Raw genomic sequence first — 21,973 nt, forward strand, 5'->3', positions numbered from 1 at the left:
AACGCAAGCCTTACATTGACCTGCCCTCAGCCACATTCGGTAAGAGGAAATCGACCTTCCGTGATCAAGCGCAGACGAGGGAAGGTTCGGCCGCACAGGCATTGCCGGGTGTTACAGCAAGGTGTCGAATCGGCTGACTGACGTGGTCGGAGAAGGGGTGGAACTTGTTTCTTGCGCGGCACCCTATCCGGGTTCTATGTTGGCCGCCGGAATGAATTTCCGCAGGGGCGCCGCCTATTCGAGGGCCCGCCTGCCTCCTCAATTCGACTCGTCGTCGTGGCCGAATACGGCCGGATATCGCTCAGCAGGAGGACGCATGAACGACGGCTGGACGCCCCTGGAGATAACCCCGGACGGCCCCGCCACTCCGGAAGGACTGGTCGAGCGCCTGCGCGGGCTCGACGTGGGCGATCTGCTCGTACGGGAGAAGGCCCTCGTCTTCCGGGGGTTCGGCGTCACGCCCGAGACGCTGGACCCGGTCATGGACATGCTCCTGCCCAACCGGCTGGCGTACGTCCACGGCAACTCGCCCCGCACCAAGGTCGGCGGCAACGTCTACACCTCCACCGAGTACCCGCCCGAGTACACGATCTCGATGCACAACGAGCTGTCGTACTCCGCCGCCTGGCCCTCCCGGCTGCTGTTCTTCTGCGAGAAGGCGGCCGAGACCGGCGGGGCCACCCCGGTGGTGGACGGCGTGCGCTGGCTGGAGTCGCTCGACGACGAGGTCAGGGAGGCCTTCGCCAAGGGTGTGCGCTACACCCAGAACCTGCACGCCGGCCGGGGGCTCGGCAAGAGCTGGCAGGAGACGTTCGAGACCGAGGACCGCGACCAGGTGGCCGAGTTCCTCGACGGCATCGGGGCCGACTGGCAGTGGCGGCCCGACGGCGGCGTGCGGGTCTCGCAGATCAGGCCGTCCACCACCCGGCACCCGGTGACCGGGGCCGAGGTGTGGTTCAACCAGGCCGACCAGTGGCACCCCGCCTCGCTCGGCGACGAGACCGCCGCGATGCTCGCCGAGCTCATGCCGCCGGAGGAGCTGCCGCAGTCCGTGACGTTCCCGGACGGCGCGCCGATCCCCGGCGACTACGTCATCCAGGCGCGCGACCGCGGCCTGGACAACGCGGTGGACGTCGACTGGCGGAGCGGCGACCTGCTGCTGATCGACAACGTGCTCGTCGGTCACGGCCGCCGGCCCTTCACCGGCTCCCGCCGCGTCCTCGTCGCGATGTCCGACTGAGCATGTCCGACTGAGCGCACGCCCGACCGCAAGCACGCAAGCCTCGCCCGACTGAACGCCGTCTCCGACTTCCAAGCCGTCTCCGGCTGAAAGGGGATCCGCAGTGAGCAAGATCGCTTTGGGGGTCGCCGCGACCTTCACCGCCGAGCCGCTCGGGGACGCCCTGAGATTCTGGCTCGCCGAGCTGGGGACCGAGGGGGACGTCGCCTTCGCTCCGTACGACCAGGTCTTCCCCTCGCTGCTCGACCCGGGCAGCGTGCTCGGCCGGGCCGGCGCCGTGGTCGTCCTCGTCCGCGCCGAAGACCTCGCCGGGAACGTCACGGCCGGTGCCGCCGACAAGGATACGGCCGCTCTCGACGCCGCCGCGGACGACCTCGCCACCGCGCTCCGGACGTCGGCGGCCGCGGCGGGCACCCCCCATCTCGTCGCCGTCTGCCCCGCCTCGCCCGGGCACGGCTCGCCCGAAGCCCATGCGCGCCTGACCGGCGGGCTGGTCGAGGCGCTGAAGGACGACCGGTCGGTCGGCGTGCTCACCTCCGCCGAGCCGTACGAGCCGGCGGACCCGGAGGCCGTCCACGACGCGTTCGCCGACCGGACCGGCAACGTCCCGTACACCGACCACTACTTCGCCGCGCTCGCCGCGGCGGTCGTACGCCGCCTCCAGGCCGTGACCACCCCGCGTCCCAAGGTCGTCGTCGCCGACTGCGACGGCACGCTGTGGGACGGCGTGGTCGGCGAGGACGGCCCGGACGGCGTCGTGATCGGCCCCGAGCGCGAGGAGATCTGGCGCGAGCTGGCCCGGCAGGTCGCGGCGGGGCGGCTGCTGTGCCTGTGCAGCAAGAACGAGGAGAAGGACGTCCGCGAGGTCTTCGCCCGGCATCCCGGGCTGCCGTTCGGCCTGGACGACGTCACGGCGATGCGCGTCGGCTGGGAGGCCAAGTCGCAGGCCCTGCGCTCGCTGGCCGACGAGCTGAACCTCGGGCTCGACTCCTTCGTCTTCCTCGACGACAGCCCGGTCGAGTGCGCCGAGGTCCGGGCCGGTTGCCCCGAGGTGCTGACCCTTCAGATGCCAACCGCCGCCGCGGACGCGGCGGCGTTCCTGCGGCACTGCTGGCCGCTCGACCTCGCCGCCGTCACCGATGCCGACCGCGAGCGCACCCGGCGCTACCAGGAGGAACGGCGGCGCGAGCAGGCCAGGGGCGAGATGTCCCTCGCCGACTTCTACGCCACGCTCGACCTGCGGGTGACGATCACCCCGGCGGGCCCCGAGCACGAGGCGCGGGCGGCCCAGCTCGCCGAGCGGACCAACCAGTTCAACCTGTCGGGGACGCGGCGCCTGGACGGCGACGAGACGTTCGTCGTGGACGTGCGCGACCGGTTCGGCGACTACGGCGTCGTCGGCCTCACCGACGTGCGGACGGACGGGGACACGCTGCGCGCCGGCGCGTTCCTGCTGAGCTGCCGCACCCTCGGGCGCGGGGTCGAGCATCGCATGCTCGCCCACCTGGGCGCGCTCGCGCGCGACCGCGGGCTGGCCCGGGTCGCGCTGGCGTTCCGGCCGACCGAGCGCAACCAGCCCGCCAGGGACTTCCTGGCCACCCTGCCCGCCACCATCGAGCCGTACGGCGAGGAGGCGGCGGAGACGGCGTGGCACGTCCTCACCGCCGCCGACGCCGCGGCCGTCGTCCACTCACCCGCCCACACACCCGTCCACTCATCGGGCCCTGCTGAGGAGAGGGCAGCGGGGCCCGCCCGGATCGGTTCGGCGGCCGCGCCCGCCGGATGGGCGGCCGTCGAGCGGATCGCGACCCGGCTCACCGGCCCCGAGGCGATCCTGGACGCGATGCGGGCCGCCCGCCCGGCGACAGCGGTGGCCGCCGAGGTGGCCGGGGCGACCCCCGTCGAGGCGACCGTCATGCGGTGGTGGGCGGAGCTGCTCGACAAGCCGCCCACCTCGGTGAACGACGGGTTCTTCGAGCTGGGCGGCCACTCGCTGCGGCTGGTGCAGTTCATGGCGCGGGTGCGTGCCGAGTTCGGGGTCGAGCTGCCCTTCGACACCCTCTACACCACCTCGTTCACCATCGCCGAGGTCGCCAAGGTGATCGAGGAGCGGCAGCTCGCCGAGACCGGCGACGAGGAGCTGGCCGGGCTGCTCGACGAGCTCGCGGGCCTGTCGGACGAGGAGATCGACGCCCTGCTCGAATCAGGGCTCGAATCAGGGAACGGCTGATCCGCATGGCCACGATGCTGCTGAGCACCCACGGCACGAACGGCGACGTGCTCCCGTTCATACGGATCGGGCGCGAGCTGGCGGAGCGCGGCCACGAGGTCACCGTGCTCACGCACTCCTGGTTCGCCGACCGGATAGCGGCCGCGGGCCTGCGGCACCTCCCGATCGACACCGACGAGGGCTACGACCGGCACCTTGACGACGCGCGGCGCTACATGCTCGACCCGCTGAAGGACCCGGACGGCGTGCTCCGGCTCTACCGGCGCAACGGCCTGTTCGAGCTGCTGGCCGAGGAGGTGCGCATGATCGAGGCGCACTACCGGCCGGGGGAGACGGTGGTGGTGGCCCGGCACACCTCGGGCATCGCCGCGCTGATGGCCGCCGAGATGCACGGGGTCCCCGTGGCGCTGGCGTCCGTCACACCCCACCAGTACGTCTCGCTGCCGGTCCTCGCCGACCTCTTCCGGCGCGTGCTCGGGGAGGGGTACGACGAGGTCTACCGGTCGTTCGGCCTGCGCCCGGTCCGCGACTGGGCCGCCTACCTCAACAACGCCCCGGTGCAGCTGGTGCTGTGGCCGGAGTGGTTCGACGCCGCGGGCCAGCGGGCGCCCGCGAACGCCGTGCGCTGCGGGTTCGTGCTCGGCGACACGGCGGAGGGGCCGGTCCCCGACTGGGCCGAGCCCCCCGTCCTGATCACCGGAGGCACCGGCCAGGTGCTGCACGACCGGTTCTACGAGGTGGCGGCCGCCGCGTGCCAGAGGATCGGCAGGCGGGCCCTGCTGGTGAACCGGCACCCGGCGTTCCAGCCCGAGTCGCTGCCCGACGGGGTGGAGTGGCTGCCCTCGGCGCCGTTCGCCTCGTTCATGCCTCGTGTCGCCGCGGTCGTCCACCATGGCGGGATCGGCACGCTCGCCCGGGCGCTGTCGTCGTCGACCCGGCAGGTGCTGCTCGCCCACGGCGTCGACCGTCCCGACAACGCCGAGCGGCTCGACCGCGCGGGCGTCGCGGAATGGCTCCCCGTGTCCCACTGGGACGAGGAACGGGCCGCCGCGCTGCTCGCCCGCACCCTCGCCGACGACGGGTACCACGAGCGGATCGCCCCGCTCGCCGCCGACGCCGCCTCGGAGGACGGCGTACGGATCGCCGCCGACCACGCCGAGGCTTTGATCGGCGCCGACGAGATCCTGCGGCGGCCGGTCCCGCGCGAGAGACTGGCCCGGCTCACCCCGGAGCAGAAGGTGCGCCTGGCCGCCCTGGCCCGCGCCCGCAGGGGCGGCTGACGCGACGGTTGAGGGAGGGCCTCCCGGGTACGCCGTACGGCCACCGTACGGGCATCGTATGGCCACGAGGGGGAGGCCCATGAGCGAGGTGACGGCGCCGATCTCGCGCTTCGACTACGACAAGGTGGCGATCGTCACCGGAGCCGACTCGGGGATCGGGCGGGCGACCGCGGTGGCGCTCGCCGCGCACGGGTTCGACGTCGGCGTCACCTACCACCGGGACGAGGAGGGCGCGCGGGAGACGGCCCGGCAGGTGGCGGAGCAGGGCCGCCGCGCGGCCGTCCGGCGGCACGACCTCACCGACCCCGTGACCGCCGCCGAGGTGATCGACGAGCTCGCCGACGAGCTGGGCGGCCTCGGCGTGCTGGTGAACAACGCGGGCACCGGAACGGCCGAGCCGCTGCTCGACATCGGCTACGACCGGTGGCGTGAGGTGGTCGCGGTCGACCTGGACGGGCCGTTCCTGTGCGCCCAGCGCGCCGCCCGCCGGATGATCGACCGCGGCGCGGGCGGGCGGATCGTCAACGTGACGAGCGTCCACGAGGAGTATCCCCGCCTGGGAGCGGGGCCGTACTGCGCGGCGAAGGGCGGCCTGCGGATGCTCAGCCGCACGCTCGCGCTGGAGCTGGCCAGGCACGGCATCACGGTCAACACCGTGGCCCCAGGAGAGATCGCTACTCCGATGACCGGCCAGGAGGACCGGCCGCCCAGGCCCGGCACCCGGCCCGGCTACCCGCTGGGCCGTCCCGGCGACGCCCGCGAGGTCGCCCAGGTGATCGCCTTCCTGGCCGGTCCCGCCTCGTCGTACGTCACCGGCGCGTCGGTCTTCGTGGACGGCGGGCTCGGTCTGATGGGTCCCCAGGCCGCCGGTGACGCGGAAAAGGACCTCTGGGCGTCCGCCTGAGCGAACCGGCTCAGGCGCGGTCGCGGAGCCAGCGGAGGGCGACCGCGCCGGCCAGGCGGGGTGGCACCGTCCCCGCGCCGAGCCCGACGTCCACGAGCAGGTCGAAGACCTCGGTACGCCGGGCGGCCACGGAGATCGCCGCGTCGATGAAGCCGGGGGAGCGGGCGGCCAGGGAGAGCGCGTCGGTGGTGCGCAGGTGCCGCCCGAGCGCCCGGCGCAGAGCCCGCCGGTAGGCCCGCAGCGGGTCCGCCGGCGAGCCGATCGCGGCCTCGGCGGCGAGCCGCCCCGACAGCAGCGCGTAGTAGATGCCCTCGCCGGTCAGCGGGTTGATCAGGCTCGCCGCGTCGCCCGCCAGCAGCACCCGGCCCGCCCCGGGCACCGGCCGTCCGCTCGACAGCGGCAGGTGATGGGCCCGCAGGTCGCGGACCGGCGACCTGATCTCGCCGAGCAGGGGCAGCAGCCGGGCCAGCCGCCCGTGCAGGATCTCGCGCCCGGGCCGGCCGGTCTGTCGCAGCATCGGCAGCAGCAGGCCGTAGCCGACGTTGGCCGTGCCGTCGCCCACCGGGAACGACCAGGCGTAGGCCGGCCAGCCCTCGCTCCGCATGACGATGACCTGCACGTCGTCGTCCGGCGGCACGTCGGCGTACCCGCGAACCGCGATGGCGGTGTGCCGGTCCGGGCTCGGCGGGACGCCGATCAGCCGCCGTACGGCGGAGTTGGCGCCGTCGGCGGCGACGACCACCCGGGCGGCCACCTCGCCGTCGAGCACGACGAGCCCGTCGCGGGTGGTCAGCGTGCGCACGCGGTGGCGGCGCACCTCCGCACCGCGCGCCGCGGCGGCCTCGACCAGCCGGGCGTCGAAGACCATGCGGGGGACCACGTGGTTGGGCCGCGCGACCGCGGCCGAGACCTCGATCCCGCCGGGCGACGTCACCGACAGGCGCGGCGTCGGCCGGTGGTCGTCGAGCAGGCCGGGCAGTCCGAGCAGCGCGAGCTCCTGCCGCGCGTGCGCCGCGATGCCGTCGCCGCAGGCCTTGTCCCGAGGGAAGGCCGCCCGGTCGAGCAGCAGCACCCGGCCGCCGGGGTCGAGCTGCCTGGCCCGCAGCGCGGCGGCGGCGCCGGCCGGTCCCGCGCCGACCACCACCAGGTCCCAGACGTCGTCCACATCTACAGACCGTACGTGGAGAAGAGGTTCGTGGTGGGCCACGACTTCACCGAGTTCGCGGCGGTGTGGAGCTGGGCGTCGATGTCCCCGTAGTTCAGCCCCGAGGCGTCGTCGCGCTGGTCGAACAGCACCACCCAGCTCAGCCCGTCGTAACGCCGGACCATGAGCGTGGAGGTGCCGGCCAGCGACCCCGTGTGCCAGGTGTTGCGGCCCCCGGTGACCGGGCGGACCTGCCAGCCGAGGCCGTAGTACCAGCCGTCGGAGTTGACCCCGATCGACGGCTTGGCGAACGCCTTGGAGATCGACGCCGAGGTCAGCACGCCGGCCGCGTCGAACAGGGTGGTGAACTTGGCCAGGTCGGCGGCCGTGGCGAGCCAGCCGCCGTGGGCGGCCATGTTCTCGAGGTTGAACCCGCCGTAGGGGAAGGGCACCACGGAGTCCGAGGTGTCGATCACGCTCTTGCCGGTGTACTGCGAGAAATAGGGAGCCTCACCCGATTTGCGGAGGCTCTTCGCGGTCCTGCCGAGCGTCATCCGCTTGATCTTGAGGGGTGTCAGCACCTTGCTCTGGACGTAGCTCGCGTACGAGACGCCGCTCACCTTCTCGATGATCTTCTGGAGGAGGAGGTATCCGTAGTTCGAGTACGCGTACGTCGTGCCGGGGGCGTGGTCGAGCCTGAGGCCGGACGTGTGCGTGATGATCTGCGCCTGAGTGATCGGCAGCGGCACGCCGAGCGCCGCCGCGATGACCCGGTCCCTGAACATCGGGTCGCCCGAGACCTCGGAGTCCCACCCGCCGAGGTGCTGGAGCAGGTGGGTCACGGTGACGGCGGCGAGGCGCGGATCGGCGGTCGTGCTCAGTCCCAGCAGCGACGCGACCTTGGCCGAGAGACTGAGCTTGCCGTCCTGCGCCAGCTTCAGCACCGCGGCGGCGGTGACCGGCTTGCTCAGGCTCGCGACGCGGAACAGCGAGGTGGGGCCGGCCGCGAACGAGGTGTCCGCGGTCCAGTTGTAGCCCCGCGCGAGCACCAGCTTGCCCTTGCGAACCACGGCGAGGGATGCGTGCGGGATCGTCCGCGCCTGCATGAAGCGCTTCAGCGTGTCGTCGAAGGGCTTCAGCGACGTCGCGCTACGGCCGGTGACGCTCCACACGCGGGCCGCCGCGCTCGCCGGCGACGCGGGCAGCCCGGCGGCGAGCCCCGACGCGGCGCCGCCCGCCAGCAGGCGCAGGGCGTTCCTCCGGGAAACGGAAAACCTGTCCGAAATCATGACGGCTGATCTTAGAGGAGCCCTGACCGGCCATGGCCGCGACCCTGACCGAGGCCCTGACCGCAACGGAGGCTGAGTGCGGAAGGCAGATCCCGGTGGCAATCCACTGCTGGTTTCCTGATCCGTGACCGGTCGTCACTTTCTGCAATCTTCCGCGACGATGAGTGGCTACTTGATAAGTTCAATTAGCTGCTGGTGAGGCTTATCAAAATGGAAGAGGTGGCGGGTGGCGGGCAGAGGCAGGCCGAGCCGTACCACGGTGTACGCACGTCTGGATATGGCGCTCACCGAACTCAACGACCGGCTCGGCGGCTTGCCCAATCCTCGGGAGGCCCAGGAGATCTGGGACGACATCTGGCACGAGGAGGCTCATCACTCTACGGCCCTCGAGGGGAACACGCTCGTGCTTCGCGAGGTTCGAGCACTTCTCGACCAAGGCAGGGCGGTGGGAGCGAAGGCTCTCCGCGAGTACAACGAGGTGCGTGGCTATGCCACGGCAGCGCAGTGGGTTTACGGGCAGGCGCTGGAGCCGGACGCCTGGCACGACGGGAACCTCATCACGGTCAATGAGGTCCGGAGGGTGCATCATGCGGCGATGACTCCGGTATGGGATGTCGCGCCACATCCGGACGCGACGGATCGAGAGGGGCCGGGAAACTTCCGCGAGCACGACATCATGCCCTTCTCCGAAGGGATGACGCCGCCGCCTTGGCCCTTGGTGCCGGAACAGGTCAGTCAATGGGTCATGGAGGTGTGCGCTCTGGGCAAACGGATCGAGGCGGGCGACGAGCTTGAACATCCCCTGCCTGAGGAACTGGCCAGATTGCACAACGGCTTCGAGCGCATCCACCCCTTCCTTGACGGCAACGGTCGTACGGGACGTCTCGTTGTGAACCTCGTTCTCGTCAGACTTCGCTACCCTCCGATCATCATTCTTAAGCGACAGCGTTCCTCTTACCTTGCGGCGCTGCGGCGAGCGGACAGCGGGGACTACGGTGCGCTGGGTGAGTTGATCGCGCGCGCGATGGAAGACAATCTCAACCGCTTCATCGTCCCGAACATCGCAGGGCCCGCCCGTCTGGTTCCGCTGGCGGCGCTTGCCGACGACGAGTTCAGCCTCGCGGCTCTCCGGCAGGCCGCTCAGCGTGGCCGTCTCAAGGCCGTCCAGGGGGCCGACGGGATCTGGAGGTCTTCACGCAAGTCCGTCGAGGCGTACCGGGCCTCGAAGCACCAGCGGCCGGTGGGGCGCGGATAGGTGTGAGGGAGGCCGCGGCGGGGTGGCCGCGGCCTCGTGTGTGTCTCTGGGCGTCCGGAACTAGATCTTGCCGGTGCCCGCGTTCGCGAGAACGTTCGCCTTCACGCCGCTCGGGTTGTCGACCGTGTACGAGTACGGGATGGAGGCGACGCTGCCGGAGGTCTGCGGTGTGCCGGAGTTCACGAGGTAGTTGTTGCGGGCGACGATCGAGCCGCCCGGCGAGGAGCCCTCGGAGGTGTGCGTGGGCTCGGCGACGTTCTCGAAGTAGTTGCCCTCGACGAGCACCCCGGCGCCGCAGGTGGAGGCGATGCCGTAGCTGTAGTCGGTGTACGACGGGTTCTTGTAGTAGTAGTTGCTGAACACGTGGACCGGGTTGCCGAAGCGCACCCTCGGGTTGCGCTGGGCGCAGGTCTGGAACGCGTTGTGGTGGTATGTCACCCGCAGGTGCCCGGTGTCCTCGGAGCTGTTGCTGTCGCTGTGGCCGACGAGCGAGCACTTGACGTGGTCGTGGAGCTTGTTCCAGGACACGGTGACGTAGTCGGAGCCGTGTGTGATGTCGAGCAGGCCGTCGTAGTAGTCCGTGCCGTGACTGGTGTCGCTCGACAGGTCGTTGTGGTCGAGCCACACCCGCTTGGCGTTGTCGAGGTGGATCGCGTCGCCGTTGCCGTTGCCGGCCGGGACCTTGGAGATCTTCAGGTTGCGCACGATGACGTTGGAGACGTCACGGATGTTGACGCCGCAACCGGTCAGCCCGGAGTTCGCGCCGACCCCGACGAGGGTGGTGTTGCCGCCCACCCGTACGTCGTCGGAGCAGGTGAAGTTGCCGTTGATCTGCACGGTCTTCGCGGTGTCGCCCTTCACGGCGGCGGTGAGCGCGCTCAGGGAGGTGACCGTCGTCGCCGGGCCGCCCGCGCCGCCGCTGGTGCCGCCGCCCTGCGTCGCCCAGCCGACCAGCCCGGTGGTGGGCGGAGTGGTCGGGCCGCCCGTCGGAGTGGAGCTCGGGGTGCTGGTGGGGGTCCTCGTGGGGGTGGAGGTGGGCGTGCCGGTGGAGCCGGTGGGCTGGAGGGTCCACTGTTTGGTGGCGACGGAGTCGCAGGAGTTCTGCTGGACGAGGGCGCCGGAGGAGGTGCTGTTGTCCTTGGTGTTCAGGCACTTGTCGCTGTTTGCGTTGACGACCTGGTAGTTGGCTCCGGAGGTGGTGAGTTCCCAGGTCTGGGAGGTGGCGCCGGTGCAGGTCTCCTGTTGGACGGCTTTGCCGGCGGAGGTGGAGGCGCCGGTGACGCCGGCGCATTTGCCGCTGTTGCCGGCGGTGAGGCGGACGCCGCTGCCCTGGGCGGCGAGGGTCCAGGTCTGGTTGCTCGCGCCGTTGCAGGCGGAGACGGTGAGTTGTACGCCGTCGGAGCCGCTGGCGCCGGGGACGGTCAGGCACAGGCCGCTGGCGCCGTTGACGATCCGGTAGGCGCCGCTGGTGGGCGCGCCGGTGGTGGGCGCGCCGGTGGTGGGCGCGCCGGTGGTGGGCGCGGCAGTGGAGACGCCGGTGAAGACGCCGCCGACCAGGGCGACGACCCCCGCCACGGCACCGGCCACCGCGGCTGCGGTTCTGGTTCTGGTTCTCACCCGAGCTCCTCGCGTGTCGTGCAGGACCCCTGACCGAGGGGGTGAATCCTGGTCCTGTGAGTGATTCATGAATGTGAACAGCATTCATGATGGGGAACACCCGCGCTCAAGGTACGGACCCGCACATCGGTGGTCAACGGTCACCGGCGGGGTCTCGTGCGTACGCAGCGCGTCATAGGAGATCATCGTGAAACGTTCACGCCGGACGTGCCGGAGAGGAATGGCGGATGATCGACGGATGACCGAGGAGCAGGTGTTCAGCGCGTGGCTGCGGGCCCGCAGCGAGCCCGACTGGACGGCGGTGGTCACGCATCCCTTCGCCGCGGAGATCAGCCGCGGCACCGCCGCCATGCGGCGTTATCTGGAGCAGGACTTCCAGTTCGTGGACGCCTTCACGGCGCTGCTCGGCGCCGCGGTCGCCGCCGCCGACTCCTTCGAGGCGCGGGTGGCCGTGGGCCGCTTCCTCGGGCAGACGGTGGCCGACACCGAGCGCGGCTACTTCCACCGCGCGCTCGCCGCGGTCGGCGGTGATCCGGCCCCGCCCACGCTGGAACCGGTGACGATCGAGTTCCGCGCGCTGATGGACGAGGTGCGGCGCAGCCAGGACTATCCGCTGATCCTGGCCGTGCTGTGCGTGGCCGAGTGGACCTATCTCGGCTGGGCCACCCGGATCCCCGTCATGGGCGAGAGCTTCGTCCACCGTGAGTGGGTCGACCTGCACAGCGGGCCGGAGTTCGAGGCGTGGGTCGGCTTCCTGCGCCGCGAGCTCGACCGGCTCGGCCCGGAGCTGGACGAGGGCGGCCGGGCCCGCGTGCTGGACGTCTTCCGTCACGCGACCACCCTGGAGCGCCGCTTCTTCGACATGGCGGCCGGCTGATCGACAGACCTAATCTGCGGGGCTGATCCGCAGGGCTCTGTCAGGGAGCGCGCAGGGCCAGCGCGGCGAGGCGGCGCAGGGACAGCCGGAGGAAGACGGCGCTCAGCGGCCCGGCGACCCGCCAGCCGATCCGGCCGGCCACCCCGAAGGGCAGGTGCAGGTGCTCCTCCCACAGGATCCTGCTCCCGCCACCGGGGCGGGGCAGCACCTGGAACCTCCCCGTCCCGCGGACGACCCGGCCGGTGTGGCGGACCTCCACCTCGTCCGGGGGCCGCCAGCCGGTGACGTCCATCGTGTCCAGGAACGACAGCGGGCCGATCCCGGTCGCCGCCGCGAGCCTGCTGCCCCTGCTGTGGCCGTCGCCCTCGACGACCCACGCCCGGGTCAGCAGCATCCACTCGCGGTGCCGGGGCCAGTCGGTCAGCACGGCGAAGACGCGCTCCGGGCTCGCCTGCGCGTCCACCGTCACCGTGAGAGTCTCCATGCCTGTCCCTACGTTCCGATCGTCGCCGCCGGACGCCTCCCGTCCAGGAAGCGGACCGCGTGCGACGCGGCGCGGTCCGCGGCGAACCCGAGCAGGCGCTCGCCCTCGTCGGCCAGCGCGTCGCGGGCCGCCGGGGCCAGCGGTGCGAACGGCTCGATCTCCAGGGTCGCCGTCTCCCCGGCCCGCTCGATCCGCCACAGCCCGGCCACGAAACCGTCGACCAGGATCGTCGCCCGGATGATCCCGTTGACCGTGAAGACCCGCCGCCGGTGCTCGTCGGCGATGATCCGCCTCCGGTCGGCGTGCGAGAGCAGCAGGTTGTCGAACTCGGGCAGGAACCGCACCGGCGCCTCGGCGTCCGGCTCCGGCGGCGCCGCGCCCGGCACGTCGAGAAGCTCCACCCCGTTCTCGTCCCGGTACGCCACCAGGTCCAGGCGCTTCACCACCGAGCGCAGCCCGGTCAGGCCGGACCAGACCCGCATGTCCGCGACCGACGCCGGCCCGAAGGCGCCGAGATACCGCAGCACCATGTGACCGGCCGCGTCACCGGCGGCCGGACCGTCGCCGAGCGGGCGGCCCAGCCACGACTCGGCCGGCACGTGGCGGGCCTGCGACGAGGCGCCCCACACGCCCCGGGGCGGCACCTGCACCAGCGGCACGATCGCGCGTACGGCCCTCGCCAGGGCCTCGCCGTCCGGCCACCGCTCGCCCAACTTCTCGCCCAGCCGTACGGCGAGCTCGGCGAACGTGAGGGGCCGCTCCTCCATCAGGGCGCGGGCGGCGGCGTCGACCTCCCGGAGGTCGGCCTCCGCCAGGCGTCCCGCGCCCGACGTGCGGAGCCAGCGGTCGATGACGGGCTGCACGACCGGGCGAAGGGCGAGGCAGTCGTCGGCGCTGACCAGGTGGATCGTGCTACGCATCAGCGCGATCCGCACGGCGGACCGGCCGGTGAGCAGATCGGCCAGGTCCTCGTGCCGGAAGCCGAGCAGCCGCGTCCACAGGCCGACGTACGGCGACAGGGGCGCCTGGGACTGCATGCCCACCAGGTGCTCGATCGCGGCCAGCGCCTTCATGTCGTGGCGGCGCAGCAGCATCTGGCGGTCGAGCAGGGCGCGGTTGAGCGCACGTGTGGTCAGCACGGGGGTCGGCACGCGTCGGGTGGGCACGCCGTCAAACTAGCGTCCCGGACCGACATTCTCCGGACCGGCCAATTACCGCCGAGCTCTGCCGCCGCGCCCTGTTCTCGCCCTGCAGTCGAGACCGTCGCCCCAGGGATCAGGTGCGCACGAGCGGCGTGTCGACGAGGTGCTCGGCGAGGAACCAGGCCTGCAGCTCACCCGTGCGGACGACCTCGGAGACGAGCAGGTCGTCGGTGCCGTCGTCGCCCATGTCGGCCGCGCGGGAGGCGGCGTCGTGCGCGGCGACCAGGATCGTCTCGTGGGCTTCGAGGAGCCTGGAGAGCATCGCGGGCACCTCCTCCACGCCGTCCGGCGGCCGTGGGATCACGGTCATCTCCGCCACCTGGCGCGGATCGCCGACCGCGACCCCGCCGAGCGTCTGGATGCGTTCGGCGATGGCGTCGATGATCGGCAGTTGCTCGCCCGCGTGCTTGTCGAGCAGCAGGTGCAACTGGTAGAAGGTCGGCCCCCGCATGAGCCAGTGGTGCTTCTTGTACAGGCTGTACAGGATCTGCGTGTCGGCCAGGATCTGGTTGAGCCGCTGGCAGGAGTATTCCCGGGTCTCCCTCGGCAGGCCGACGGGGAAGTCCCGGACCGTGCCGAACGACTGGATCTCCACGCCCCTCTGGTGCAGCCAGGGCTGGCTGCTCGCACGGACTCCGGAGGAAGGGTTGACAGCCAAGACGTCACTCCTCACTCAATCGGTTTGTATCCAATAGTGAGTCTTTCGCCTTTTATGTCCCTTAAACGCCTTATATGGCGATTTGCCCAAGGTGAACCCTCCGGGCCCGCGCCTGCGTACCTCGGAGGTGTCGAGACTTCCGCATCACCACGCTCTCGCGGTCGCCGCCGTCGCGGCGGCCGCCCTGGCGTCCGCTCTGACGTCCGCCTGCGCCGGCCCGGACGCGACTCCCGCGTACGGCCCGCCGCCCACCGTCGAGCAGCTCGCCGCGCGGGCGGGCTGCACCCCGAAGATCCAGATTGACGCGGCGGAACTCCGCCAGGGGCACTGCCACACGCCGATCGGGGACTTCTTCCTCACCACGTTCGCCACCCAGCGGGGCAAGGACGAGTGGATGGACCAGGCGCCGGAGTACAGCCCCCACCTCGTCGGCGACATCTGGACCGCCCTCGCGCCCCGGAGCGTCCTCGACCGGCTCCGGCTGAGGATCGGCGGCGACCTCCACCTCAAGGACCACAGGGTCAAGAGCCCCGGATGAGCCCGGGCGCTATCCGGCCTGCAGGGCCTCCTCCCGGCCCTCCGACAGCCGGGCGGCCGTGCGCTCCGCCGTACGCCGGGCCCAGCGGCCGGTGGTCAGAACGGCGAGACACAGGACGAGCAGGCCGTACGCGGCGGTGATCCAGTGCCCGGTGCGTGCGGCCGGCACGAAGCGCGCGCCGGAGGCGGCGGCCACGACGGCTCCGGCGATGGCCACACCCAGCGACTGGCCGACCTGGCGGCTGGTCGAGGCGACCGCGGAGGCCACTCCCGCCTGCTCCAGCGGCATCCCGGAGACCGCGGTGTTGGTGATCGGCGGGTTCAGCATGCCGAACCCCACGCCGAAGACGACGTAGATCCCGAGCAGCAGGGGGAGGGGCGTGGTGAGCGTCACCTGGGCGAGCAGCGCCCCGGCGGCGGCCAGGCAGACGCCCCCGGCGACCAGCGGCGCGCGCGGGCCGCGCGTGCCCACGAGCCGGCCGGACAGCGGGCCGACGATCATCGTGCTCACCGCCACGGGCAGCGTGCACAGCCCGGCGTCGAGCGCGGAAAGGCCGCGGTGCCCCTGCAGATAGAGCGTGTTGAGGAAGAGGAACGCGCCCAGGGCGGCGAAGCCGGAGACCGCCATGAGGGCCGCTCCGGAGAACGGCGCGCTGCCGAAGAACCGCATGTCGATGAGTGGTTCGGGCCGGCGCAGTTCGTAGGCGACCAGCCCGGCCAGGGCCGCGACCGCGACCGCGAAGCAGACGGCGCTGAGCGCGGCGCCCGCCGACGGGCCCTCGATGATCCCGTACGTGAGCGTGCCGAGCAGGACGACGACGAGCACCTGCCCGACCGGGTCGATCCGGCGTGCCGCGGGGGCCTTCGACTCGGGCACGTACCGCCAGGTCAGGAACACCGCGAGCAGGCCGATGGGCACGTTGATCCAGAAAATCGCCCGCCAGCCCACGCTGTCGGTGAGCAGGCCGCCGACCACCGGGCCGAGCGCCATGCTGATCCCCACGACCCCGCCCCACACGCCGATCGCCTGGGCCCGCTCCCTGCGGTCGGTGAACGTGTTCGTGATGATCGACATGGCGACCGGGTTCATCATCGACCCGCCGACGGCCTGGAGGACCCGGGAGGCGACCAGCCAGGCGAGACTCGGCGCGAGGCTGCACAGCAGCGACCCGGCCGAGAAGATCACCAGCCCGGTCTGGAAGGTGCGCCGGCGGCCCACGCGGTCCGCCGTGGAGCCCGCGAGCATGAGCAGCCCGGCGAGCGTCAGCGTGTAGGCGTCGACCGTCCACTGCAGGCCGGAGATCGGCGCGTGCAGGTCCCGCCCGAGGGCGGGCAGCGCGACGTTCACGATCGTGTTGTCCAGCGACACGATCAGCAGGCTCATGCAGCAGATCAGGAGAACAAGAATCCGCCTTCGGCGGGTCATTTACGACACCCCACCACGCAACCGTACAGAAGCGGTCAAAAGCGGGCTGAGGTGGGTCGGGAGGCCGCCCCCCGGCGGCCTCCTCGCGACATCACCGGCGACTCTCGCGAGGTCAGATCTCCAGTCTGTCCTCGATCGAGCGGAGCTGGTGCCGGGCCAGCGCCAGGTTGGCCCGGCCGCGGTCCAGGGCGAGGTAGAGGAAGAGGCCCTTGCCGCCGCGGCCGGTGAGCGGCCGGATGAGGTGATACTGCGAGCCCAGCGTGATGAGGATGTCCTCGATCGTCTCGTTCAGCTGGAGCGCCTCGATCGCCCGCAGCTTGGCCCTGACCACCTCGGTGTTGGCCGCCGCGGCGACCTGGAGGTCGAGGTCCTTCGACCCGCCGAGCGCGCCCAGCGCCATCCCGCTTCCGTAGTCGGCCACCACCGCGCCGACCGCGCCGTCGATGGTCAGCATCTCCTTGAGGGAGACATCCATGTTCGCCATGCGTTCCTCTCCTGGTTCCTGTCGTGTACGCGGGCGCCGGTCGGCGCTATCCGCGTCCGGCGATGGCGGCGATCCTGTCCGCCGCCCTGCGTCCCTCGATCCGGAGCAGGCCGAGGTTCGCCCCCGGGCCTGCGAGAACGGTGAGGACGAGCGTGGGTCCCGCGGCGTAGCACGCGGTGTGCCCCTGGGCCGCGGAGATCAGCGTCTCCTCCAGCCGGCCGATCCGGGCGAGATCGGTCATCTGGCGGCTCAGCGACAGCAGCGCCGACGTGAGCGCCGCCGTCTGCTCGGTGCTGCTGATGGCGAGGTCCGTCGTCACGAGCAGGCCGTCGACCGTGCACGTGAGCGCACCGGTGATCTCGGGCGCCCGCTCGCGCAGGACGACCAGCTCCCGATGAATGTCGTGGCGTAGATCCACCGAAACATCCCTCCCGGCCCGCCTGAGCCACCCGATCACTACAGCGCCTCCAGCGCGTCACGCACTCTGAGCAGCAGCTTCACGTCGGTCACCGCGTCCGCGACCGGCGCCGTCGGCGGCCGGGGCGTGCGCCGGGGCAACGCGGCCTGCTGCTCGCCGAGCTGCTTGTCCGGCTGCTTGTCCGGCTGCTCGTGCGGCTGTTCGTCCGGTGCCGTCCGTGCCGCCGCGGGTGCCGTCGCCAGCAGGCCCGCCGCCGCGAGCTCCCGTACGGCCAGCAGCGTGGAGTAGGCCGGGTGCCCGAGGCGGCGGGCCAGCTCGACCGGCGTGGCGGCGGAGTCGGCGGCCAGCAGCAGCTCCCACTGCAACCGGGTGAGCAGCGCGTGCGTGCCGGGAATCCGCCGCAGGGGCGTCACCGGCCGCGCGTCCAGCTCGGCCGACGGCCACGCCCGCTCCAGCCGCGCCCGGCGCCTGGCGCACTCGCGCAGCAGCCCCGGCACGTCGAAGAACCAGTGGACCCCGAGCCAGTGGGCGTCGCCCGCCCTGAACCTGGTGCGGAGCGTCCTCGGGGTGAGCAGGAAGAACGCCGCGTCCAGCGTGGCCGAAAGCACGCAGAACTCCAGCTCGCCCCGGCTGAGCACGCCCCTGCTCACGAGCAGCGCGCCGCCGTCCCCGCCCGGCCCGGCCTCCTGCCGCGCGTGCCGGATCCCGGCGGCGCCGATCCGGCCCGACCCGCAGAGCAGCTCCTCCACCCCGGGCGTGGCCGCGCAGTCCACGTACGACACCCGGCCGCGTACGAGGTAGACCGTGCCCTCCTTGCCCACCCGCAGCGAGCCGGTGGCCTCGTCCTGGGCGAGGCCGGTGAGCACGGTGTCCAGAGCCGGAGCCGACACGGGCCGGGTTCCCATCAGGAGGCGACCAGCTCGTTCGTGATGGCGCGCAGCCGCAGCCGGGCCAGGGCGAGGTTCGCCCGCTCCACGTCCAGCCGTACGCACAGCAGCAGCGGGCCGTCGAACATCATCTCCATCGGCCGTACGAGGTGGTAGGACGTGCCGGTGGTCACGATCACGTCCTCGACCCGGAGGCTGGTCTCCTCGGACGCCGTCGCGACGCCGTCGAGCGTGGCGCGGTAGGCCCCGCTGAGCCCGGCGGCGGCCCGGCCGGGATCGGCGATCCCCTTCGCCGCCACGGGCATGCCGCTGGTGTGGTCGACCAGAATCGCGCCGAGCGCGCCAGGAATCGACATGGCCTCCGAGAGGCAGTCCTCTATCCCGATCAACCCGTCACTCCTCGTCGCTTCTCGTCGCTTCTCGTCGCTTCTGTCGCCTCGCCGGTGCAGCGCGGCCAACACTAGAGGAGCAGGTGGACGGGCCACCCGAGCCGGAAAGGGGCTGGGATGAATTGATTAGTCCAGAAGAATAAGAATTGTTCTCCCCGGAATGGTAATCCCGGTTTTCGTGAAATTTCCTCGTATCGAGGAGAGTCGAGGGGAGGGTACGGGGTGGTGCCGTACGGCGGCCAGAATGGGAGGCGTGGAGCGCATTCTGGTCAGCGCCTGCCTGCTCGGCCGCCGGGTGCGGTACGACGGCGGCGCCAAGACGAGCGACGACGACCTGCTCGCCCGGTGGCGCGCGGAGGGGCGGCTCGTGCCGTTCTGCCCCGAGGTCGAGGGCGGGCTGCCCGTCCCCCGCCCGCCGGCCGAGATCGAGGGCGGGGCGGGCGGCGCGGCGGTGCTGGCCGGGGAGGCCCGGATCCTGACGCCGGACGGCGCCGACGTGACCGAGGCGTTCCTGTCCGGCGCGCGGCAGGCCCTCGCCGCCGCACGATCCTCCGGCGTACGGGTAGCGGTCCTCAAGGAGGGCAGCCCGTCGTGCGGATCGCTGCGGATCTACGACGGCGCCCACCGCGGCAGGACCGTCCCGGGGCAGGGCGTGACGACCGCGCTGCTGGAGCTGAACGGCATCCGCGTCTTCGGCGAGGACCGCGTCCCCGACGCCGCCCGCTACCTCGAAGGCCTCAGGGGGACAGGGGATCCGCGGTGACGATGACAGCCTTCTCGTCCGGCTTGTACACCAGGACGTTGTCCACGTAGGACCGCACCGCCGCGTCGAGGCCGACGTCCTTGCCCGCCGCCTCCGACATGTACCAGCGGTGGTCGAGCACCTCGTGGAAGAGCTGGGCGGGCTCCAGCTTGCGCCGCAGGGCGGCCGGGACCGCGGTCACCACCGCCTGGAACACCTCGGCCAGCCACCGGTGGGCCACGATCGCCTCGTCCTCGTGCCGCAGCCCGTTCGACACGCGGAACGCGTCGAGGTCGTTGAGCAGCCGCCTGGCCTGGTTCTCCTCCACGTCGAGGCCGGTCAGGCGGAGCAGCCGGCGCTGGTGGTGCCCGGCGTCCACGACCTTCGGCCGTACGATCAGCCGGGACGTGCCGGCCTTGCGGCGCACCATCATCTCGGCGACGTCGAAACCGAGGGAGTTGAGCCGGCGGACCCGCTGGTCGACCCGATGCCAGTCGACCTCCTCGATGATCTCGTCCTCGGTCAGCTCGTCCCACAGCCGGTGATAACGCTCGACCAGCTGGTCGGCGAAGACCAGCGGGTCGATGGTCGGGTGGAGCAGCCCGCCGGCCTCCAGGTCGAGCATCTCGCCGTAGATGTTCACGTGCGCGACGTCGATGTCGTGGGCCCGCTGGCCCTCGCTGATCGCGGGGTGGAGGTCGCCCGTCTCGGCGTCCACGAGATAGGCGGCGAACGCGCCGGCGTCCCGGCGGAACAACGTGTTCGACAGCGAGCAGTCACCCCAGTAGAAGCCGCTCAGGTGGAGCCGTACGAGCAGGACGGCGAGCGCGTCGAGCAGGCGGGTCAGCGTGTCGGGCCGCACCGAGCCCGACAGCACGGCGCGGTACGGCAGGGAGAACTGCAGGTGCCGGGTGATCAGAGCCGAGTCGAGCTCCGAGCCGTCCGCGGCGGTGCGCCCGGTCACGACGGCCACCGGCTCGACCGCGGGCGCGTCGTGCCGGGCCAGATCCCACAGCAGGCGATACTCCCGCTTGGCGTACCGGGTGCTGATCTCCTTGATCGCGTAGACCCGGCCGGACAGCCGGGCGAAGCGCACGACGTGCCGGGAGATGCCGCGCGGCAGCGTCACCAGGTGGTGGACGGGCCATTCTTCGAGGGGGACGTCCCAGGGCAGGCGGATCAGGTCGGGGTCGCTGGGGGCTCCGGTGATCTGCAGGGGCACCGATTGCTCCTTATCTGGGTTGCTCCCTATCTGAGGGGCTTCCACACAAGTGTCGCGGATAGAGTCGGGCGCTATGACGCTGGTGGACGAGTTCATCGATTGGTACCTGGCCGAGAACCCGGTCATGGCCGCTCTGCTGGGGGCCGACGGGTACGACCGCACGCTGGGCGACTTCAGCGAGGCCGCCTTCACGGGACGTGAGCGGGCGGTCGAGGAATGGCTGCGCAAGCTGTCGGAGGCGGCTCCCGGCGACCCGGAGGACGAGATCGACCGCGACCTGGTCGCCGCCCATCTGCGCGGGGCCGTGGCGCTGGCCCGCTGGCCGGAGTGGCGGCGGGACCCGGCCGCCTACCTCGGACTGGTCTTCGCCTCGATGTTCACGCCGTTCCAGCAGCGCCTCAAGCCGGAGGCCGAGCTGGTCGACGCCGCCGTCGCGCGCCTCGCCGAGGTGCCGGCCGTGCTCGCCGCCTGCCGGGCGAACCTGGACCCCGACATCGCCGCCGACCTGCTGGTCCGGCGCGGCCTCGACCAGGCGCGTACGGGACGCCGGTTCCTGACCGAGACGCTGCCCGCCCAGGTCGGCGACCCGGAGCTGCGGGCGCGCCTCGCCCGGGCCGCCGAGCCCGCCGCCGACGCCTTCGACGGGCTGGTCGGCTTCCTGGAGGACTTCCGGCCCCGGGGCAGCTGGCGGATGGGCGAGGAGCTCTACTCGGCCCTGCTGCGCGAGCGGGAGATGCTCGGCTACGGCGCCCCCGAACTGCACGAGAAGGGCAGGCAGGCCTGGGCCGAGATCGACGGGCGGATGACCGAGGTCGCGTCCCGCCTCGGGCCGGGCACCTGGCGGGAGGTGATGGAGTCGCTCATGGACGACCACCCGCCGACCCTGGAGGCCATGCGGGCGGAGTACGAGGCCGAGACGCTGCGGGCTCGCGACTTCGTCCGCGAGCGGGGCCTGGTGACCTTCCCGGAGGGGGAGGAGTGCCGGGTCGAGCCGTCTCCGGAGTTCCAGCGGCCCATCATCGCCGTGGCCAGCTACCTCGCCCCGCCGCCGCTGTCGGCCTCGCGGGACGGGATCTTCTTCGTGCCGTACACGCCCGACGGCTTCACCGAGGAGCAGGTGCGGCAGCGGCTGCGGACCAACTCGCGGGCGCAGATGCCCTCGATCAGCGTCCACGAGGCCTACCCCGGCCACCACTGGCACCTCGGGTGGATGGCCGGCAATCCGCGCCGGGCCCGCAAGATCTTCCGTACGCCGTACTTCGTGGAGGGCTGGGCGCTCTACGTCGAGAAGGTGATGCACGAGCAGGGCTACTTCGACACCCCGGAGACCGAGCTCGCCCACCTCGACTGCCGCATCTGGCGGGCCGCCCGCATCGTGGTGGACACCGCGCTGCACTGCGACGACATGACGCCGGAGCAGGCGGAGGAGTTCCTCACCACGAAGGCGTCCCTGTCGCCGGGGACCGCCGCGGGGGAGGTCAGCCGCTACTGCGCCTGGCCCACCCAGGCTCCCTCGTACCTCACCGGCGCGCTGGAGATCGAGCGCATCAGGGCCGGCTACGCGGGCGACCTGCGGACCTTCCACGACACGATCGCCGGGTCGGGCGGCCTGCCGCTCGGCCTCGCCCGGAAGGCCGTGCTGGGCTGAGCTTCGGGCCTGCCCTGTGGCTGCTTAGGTTCTGGGCGCG

Annotated in this window: 21 protein-coding genes; 9 read left to right on the top strand and 12 right to left on the bottom strand. The window is 71.9% G+C overall.

Translation table 11 applies throughout. The features are described from left to right. Positions 1–316 precede the first annotated feature (316 nt). The 4 genes from Mam01_RS06280 to Mam01_RS06295 all read left to right on the top strand — a co-directional run bounded on the left by Mam01_RS06280 (position 317) and on the right by Mam01_RS06295 (position 5,654). Positions 317–1,240 carry a TauD/TfdA family dioxygenase gene (locus Mam01_RS06280; protein WP_150935327.1) on the top strand — a complete coding sequence of 308 codons (924 nt, stop codon included), beginning with the start codon at positions 317–319 and terminating at the stop codon, positions 1,238–1,240. 103 nt (positions 1,241–1,343) lie between these two features. Further along, positions 1,344–3,470 (top strand): HAD-IIIC family phosphatase, encoded by a 2,127-nt coding sequence (locus tag Mam01_RS06285; protein ID WP_204284466.1) that lies wholly within the window; start codon positions 1,344–1,346, stop codon positions 3,468–3,470. 5 nt (positions 3,471–3,475) lie between these two features. Continuing rightward, positions 3,476–4,750, top strand: coding sequence for a glycosyltransferase (locus Mam01_RS06290; protein WP_150935325.1), 1,275 nt, complete (start codon positions 3,476–3,478; stop codon positions 4,748–4,750). Positions 4,751–4,829: 79 nt separating this feature from the next. Then, complete coding sequence (locus Mam01_RS06295) at positions 4,830–5,654, top strand: SDR family oxidoreductase (RefSeq protein ID WP_204284467.1); 825 nt, start codon at positions 4,830–4,832, stop codon at positions 5,652–5,654. 10 nt (positions 5,655–5,664) lie between these two features. Here the strand turns inward: Mam01_RS06295 and Mam01_RS06300 are convergent, their stop codons facing one another. After that, a complete protein-coding gene (locus Mam01_RS06300; RefSeq protein WP_239101073.1) occupies positions 5,665–6,819 on the bottom strand; it encodes a geranylgeranyl reductase family protein in 1,155 nt (384 codons plus the stop codon). 2 nt (positions 6,820–6,821) lie between these two features. Next, positions 6,822–8,087: a serine hydrolase domain-containing protein gene (locus tag Mam01_RS06305; protein WP_204284469.1), complete on the bottom strand. Its 1,266-nt coding sequence runs from the start codon at positions 8,085–8,087 to the stop codon at positions 6,822–6,824. Positions 8,088–8,346: 259 nt separating this feature from the next. On the opposite strand from Mam01_RS06305, the gene Mam01_RS06310 reads away from it, so the two are divergent. Then, positions 8,347–9,342, top strand: coding sequence for a Fic family protein (locus tag Mam01_RS06310; RefSeq protein WP_239101074.1), 996 nt, complete (start codon positions 8,347–8,349; stop codon positions 9,340–9,342). 60 nt (positions 9,343–9,402) lie between these two features. On the opposite strand, the gene Mam01_RS06315 is transcribed toward Mam01_RS06310, so the two are convergent. Further along, a complete protein-coding gene (locus Mam01_RS06315; protein WP_239101075.1) occupies positions 9,403–10,959 on the bottom strand; it encodes a pectate lyase family protein in 1,557 nt (518 codons plus the stop codon). A 238-nt stretch (positions 10,960–11,197) separates the two neighbouring features. Here Mam01_RS06315 and Mam01_RS06320 point away from each other — a divergent pair, with 238 nt between their 5' ends. Continuing rightward, positions 11,198–11,836 (top strand): TenA family protein, encoded by a 639-nt coding sequence (locus Mam01_RS06320; protein ID WP_239101076.1) that lies wholly within the window; start codon positions 11,198–11,200, stop codon positions 11,834–11,836. Between the two features lie 40 nt (positions 11,837–11,876). On the opposite strand, the gene Mam01_RS06325 is transcribed toward Mam01_RS06320, so the two are convergent. The 3 genes from Mam01_RS06325 to Mam01_RS06335 form a co-directional block, all read right to left on the bottom strand. Beyond that, a complete protein-coding gene (locus Mam01_RS06325) occupies positions 11,877–12,320 on the bottom strand; it encodes an SRPBCC family protein (RefSeq protein WP_150935320.1) in 444 nt (147 codons plus the stop codon). Positions 12,321–12,328: 8 nt separating this feature from the next. Beyond that, positions 12,329–13,486: a winged helix DNA-binding domain-containing protein gene (locus Mam01_RS06330; protein WP_239101077.1), complete on the bottom strand. Its 1,158-nt coding sequence runs from the start codon at positions 13,484–13,486 to the stop codon at positions 12,329–12,331. 109 nt (positions 13,487–13,595) lie between these two features. Next, positions 13,596–14,180: a Dps family protein gene (locus tag Mam01_RS06335; RefSeq protein WP_150935319.1), complete on the bottom strand. Its 585-nt coding sequence runs from the start codon at positions 14,178–14,180 to the stop codon at positions 13,596–13,598. Between the two features lie 127 nt (positions 14,181–14,307). On the opposite strand from Mam01_RS06335, the gene Mam01_RS06340 reads away from it, so the two are divergent. Then, on the top strand, positions 14,308–14,718 hold the full coding sequence (locus Mam01_RS06340; protein ID WP_204284472.1) for a hypothetical protein: 411 nt from the start codon (positions 14,308–14,310) through the stop codon (positions 14,716–14,718). A 9-nt stretch (positions 14,719–14,727) separates the two neighbouring features. On the opposite strand, the gene Mam01_RS06345 is transcribed toward Mam01_RS06340, so the two are convergent. The 5 genes from Mam01_RS06345 to Mam01_RS06365 form a co-directional block, all read right to left on the bottom strand. Continuing rightward, on the bottom strand, positions 14,728–16,143 hold the full coding sequence (locus Mam01_RS06345) for an MFS transporter (protein ID WP_204284473.1): 1,416 nt from the start codon (positions 16,141–16,143) through the stop codon (positions 14,728–14,730). Positions 16,144–16,255: 112 nt separating this feature from the next. Continuing rightward, positions 16,256–16,627 carry a hypothetical protein gene (locus Mam01_RS06350; RefSeq protein WP_150935318.1) on the bottom strand — a complete coding sequence of 124 codons (372 nt, stop codon included), beginning with the start codon at positions 16,625–16,627 and terminating at the stop codon, positions 16,256–16,258. Positions 16,628–16,673: 46 nt separating this feature from the next. Continuing rightward, positions 16,674–17,045: a roadblock/LC7 domain-containing protein gene (locus Mam01_RS06355; protein ID WP_204284474.1), complete on the bottom strand. Its 372-nt coding sequence runs from the start codon at positions 17,043–17,045 to the stop codon at positions 16,674–16,676. A 38-nt stretch (positions 17,046–17,083) separates the two neighbouring features. Further along, positions 17,084–17,935, bottom strand: coding sequence for a hypothetical protein (locus Mam01_RS06360; protein WP_204284475.1), 852 nt, complete (start codon positions 17,933–17,935; stop codon positions 17,084–17,086). 14 nt (positions 17,936–17,949) lie between these two features. After that, on the bottom strand, positions 17,950–18,321 hold the full coding sequence (locus tag Mam01_RS06365; RefSeq protein ID WP_204284476.1) for a roadblock/LC7 domain-containing protein: 372 nt from the start codon (positions 18,319–18,321) through the stop codon (positions 17,950–17,952). Between the two features lie 253 nt (positions 18,322–18,574). Here Mam01_RS06365 and Mam01_RS06370 point away from each other — a divergent pair, with 253 nt between their 5' ends. Next, positions 18,575–19,084 (top strand): 2-thiouracil desulfurase family protein, encoded by a 510-nt coding sequence (locus tag Mam01_RS06370; RefSeq protein ID WP_204284477.1) that lies wholly within the window; start codon positions 18,575–18,577, stop codon positions 19,082–19,084. Here the strand turns inward: Mam01_RS06370 and Mam01_RS06375 are convergent. Next, positions 19,059–20,285 carry a DUF4032 domain-containing protein gene (locus tag Mam01_RS06375; protein ID WP_191910245.1) on the bottom strand — a complete coding sequence of 409 codons (1,227 nt, stop codon included), beginning with the start codon at positions 20,283–20,285 and terminating at the stop codon, positions 19,059–19,061. The genes Mam01_RS06370 and Mam01_RS06375 overlap by 26 nt on opposite strands. Before the next feature lie 73 nt (positions 20,286–20,358). Between Mam01_RS06375 and Mam01_RS06380 the strand changes: the two genes are divergently transcribed. Further along, entirely contained in the window at positions 20,359–21,933 is a 1,575-nt protein-coding gene (locus tag Mam01_RS06380; RefSeq protein ID WP_239101079.1) for a DUF885 domain-containing protein, read from the top strand. Positions 21,934–21,973 lie beyond the last annotated feature (40 nt).

The organism is Microbispora amethystogenes (genome assembly GCF_016863015.1).
Lineage (GTDB): Bacteria > Actinomycetota > Actinomycetes > Streptosporangiales > Streptosporangiaceae > Microbispora > Microbispora amethystogenes.

Excerpts from the sequence above, each read along its gene's own strand:
- Mam01_RS06280 (WP_150935327.1), top strand. The coding sequence starts at position 317 with ATGAACGACGGCTGGACGCCCCTGGAGATAACCCCGGACGGCCCCGCC.
- Mam01_RS06290 (WP_150935325.1), top strand. The coding sequence starts at position 3,476 with ATGGCCACGATGCTGCTGAGCACCCACGGCACGAACGGCGACGTGCTC.
- Mam01_RS06295 (WP_204284467.1), top strand. The coding sequence starts at position 4,830 with ATGAGCGAGGTGACGGCGCCGATCTCGCGCTTCGACTACGACAAGGTG.
- Mam01_RS06305 (WP_204284469.1), bottom strand. The coding sequence starts at position 8,087 with ATGATTTCGGACAGGTTTTCCGTTTCCCGGAGGAACGCCCTGCGCCTG.
- Mam01_RS06320 (WP_239101076.1), top strand. The coding sequence starts at position 11,198 with ATGACCGAGGAGCAGGTGTTCAGCGCGTGGCTGCGGGCCCGCAGCGAG.
- Mam01_RS06325 (WP_150935320.1), bottom strand. The coding sequence starts at position 12,320 with ATGGAGACTCTCACGGTGACGGTGGACGCGCAGGCGAGCCCGGAGCGC.
- Mam01_RS06345 (WP_204284473.1), bottom strand. The coding sequence starts at position 16,143 with ATGACCCGCCGAAGGCGGATTCTTGTTCTCCTGATCTGCTGCATGAGC.
- Mam01_RS06350 (WP_150935318.1), bottom strand. The coding sequence starts at position 16,627 with ATGGCGAACATGGATGTCTCCCTCAAGGAGATGCTGACCATCGACGGC.
- Mam01_RS06380 (WP_239101079.1), top strand. The coding sequence starts at position 20,359 with ATGACGCTGGTGGACGAGTTCATCGATTGGTACCTGGCCGAGAACCCG.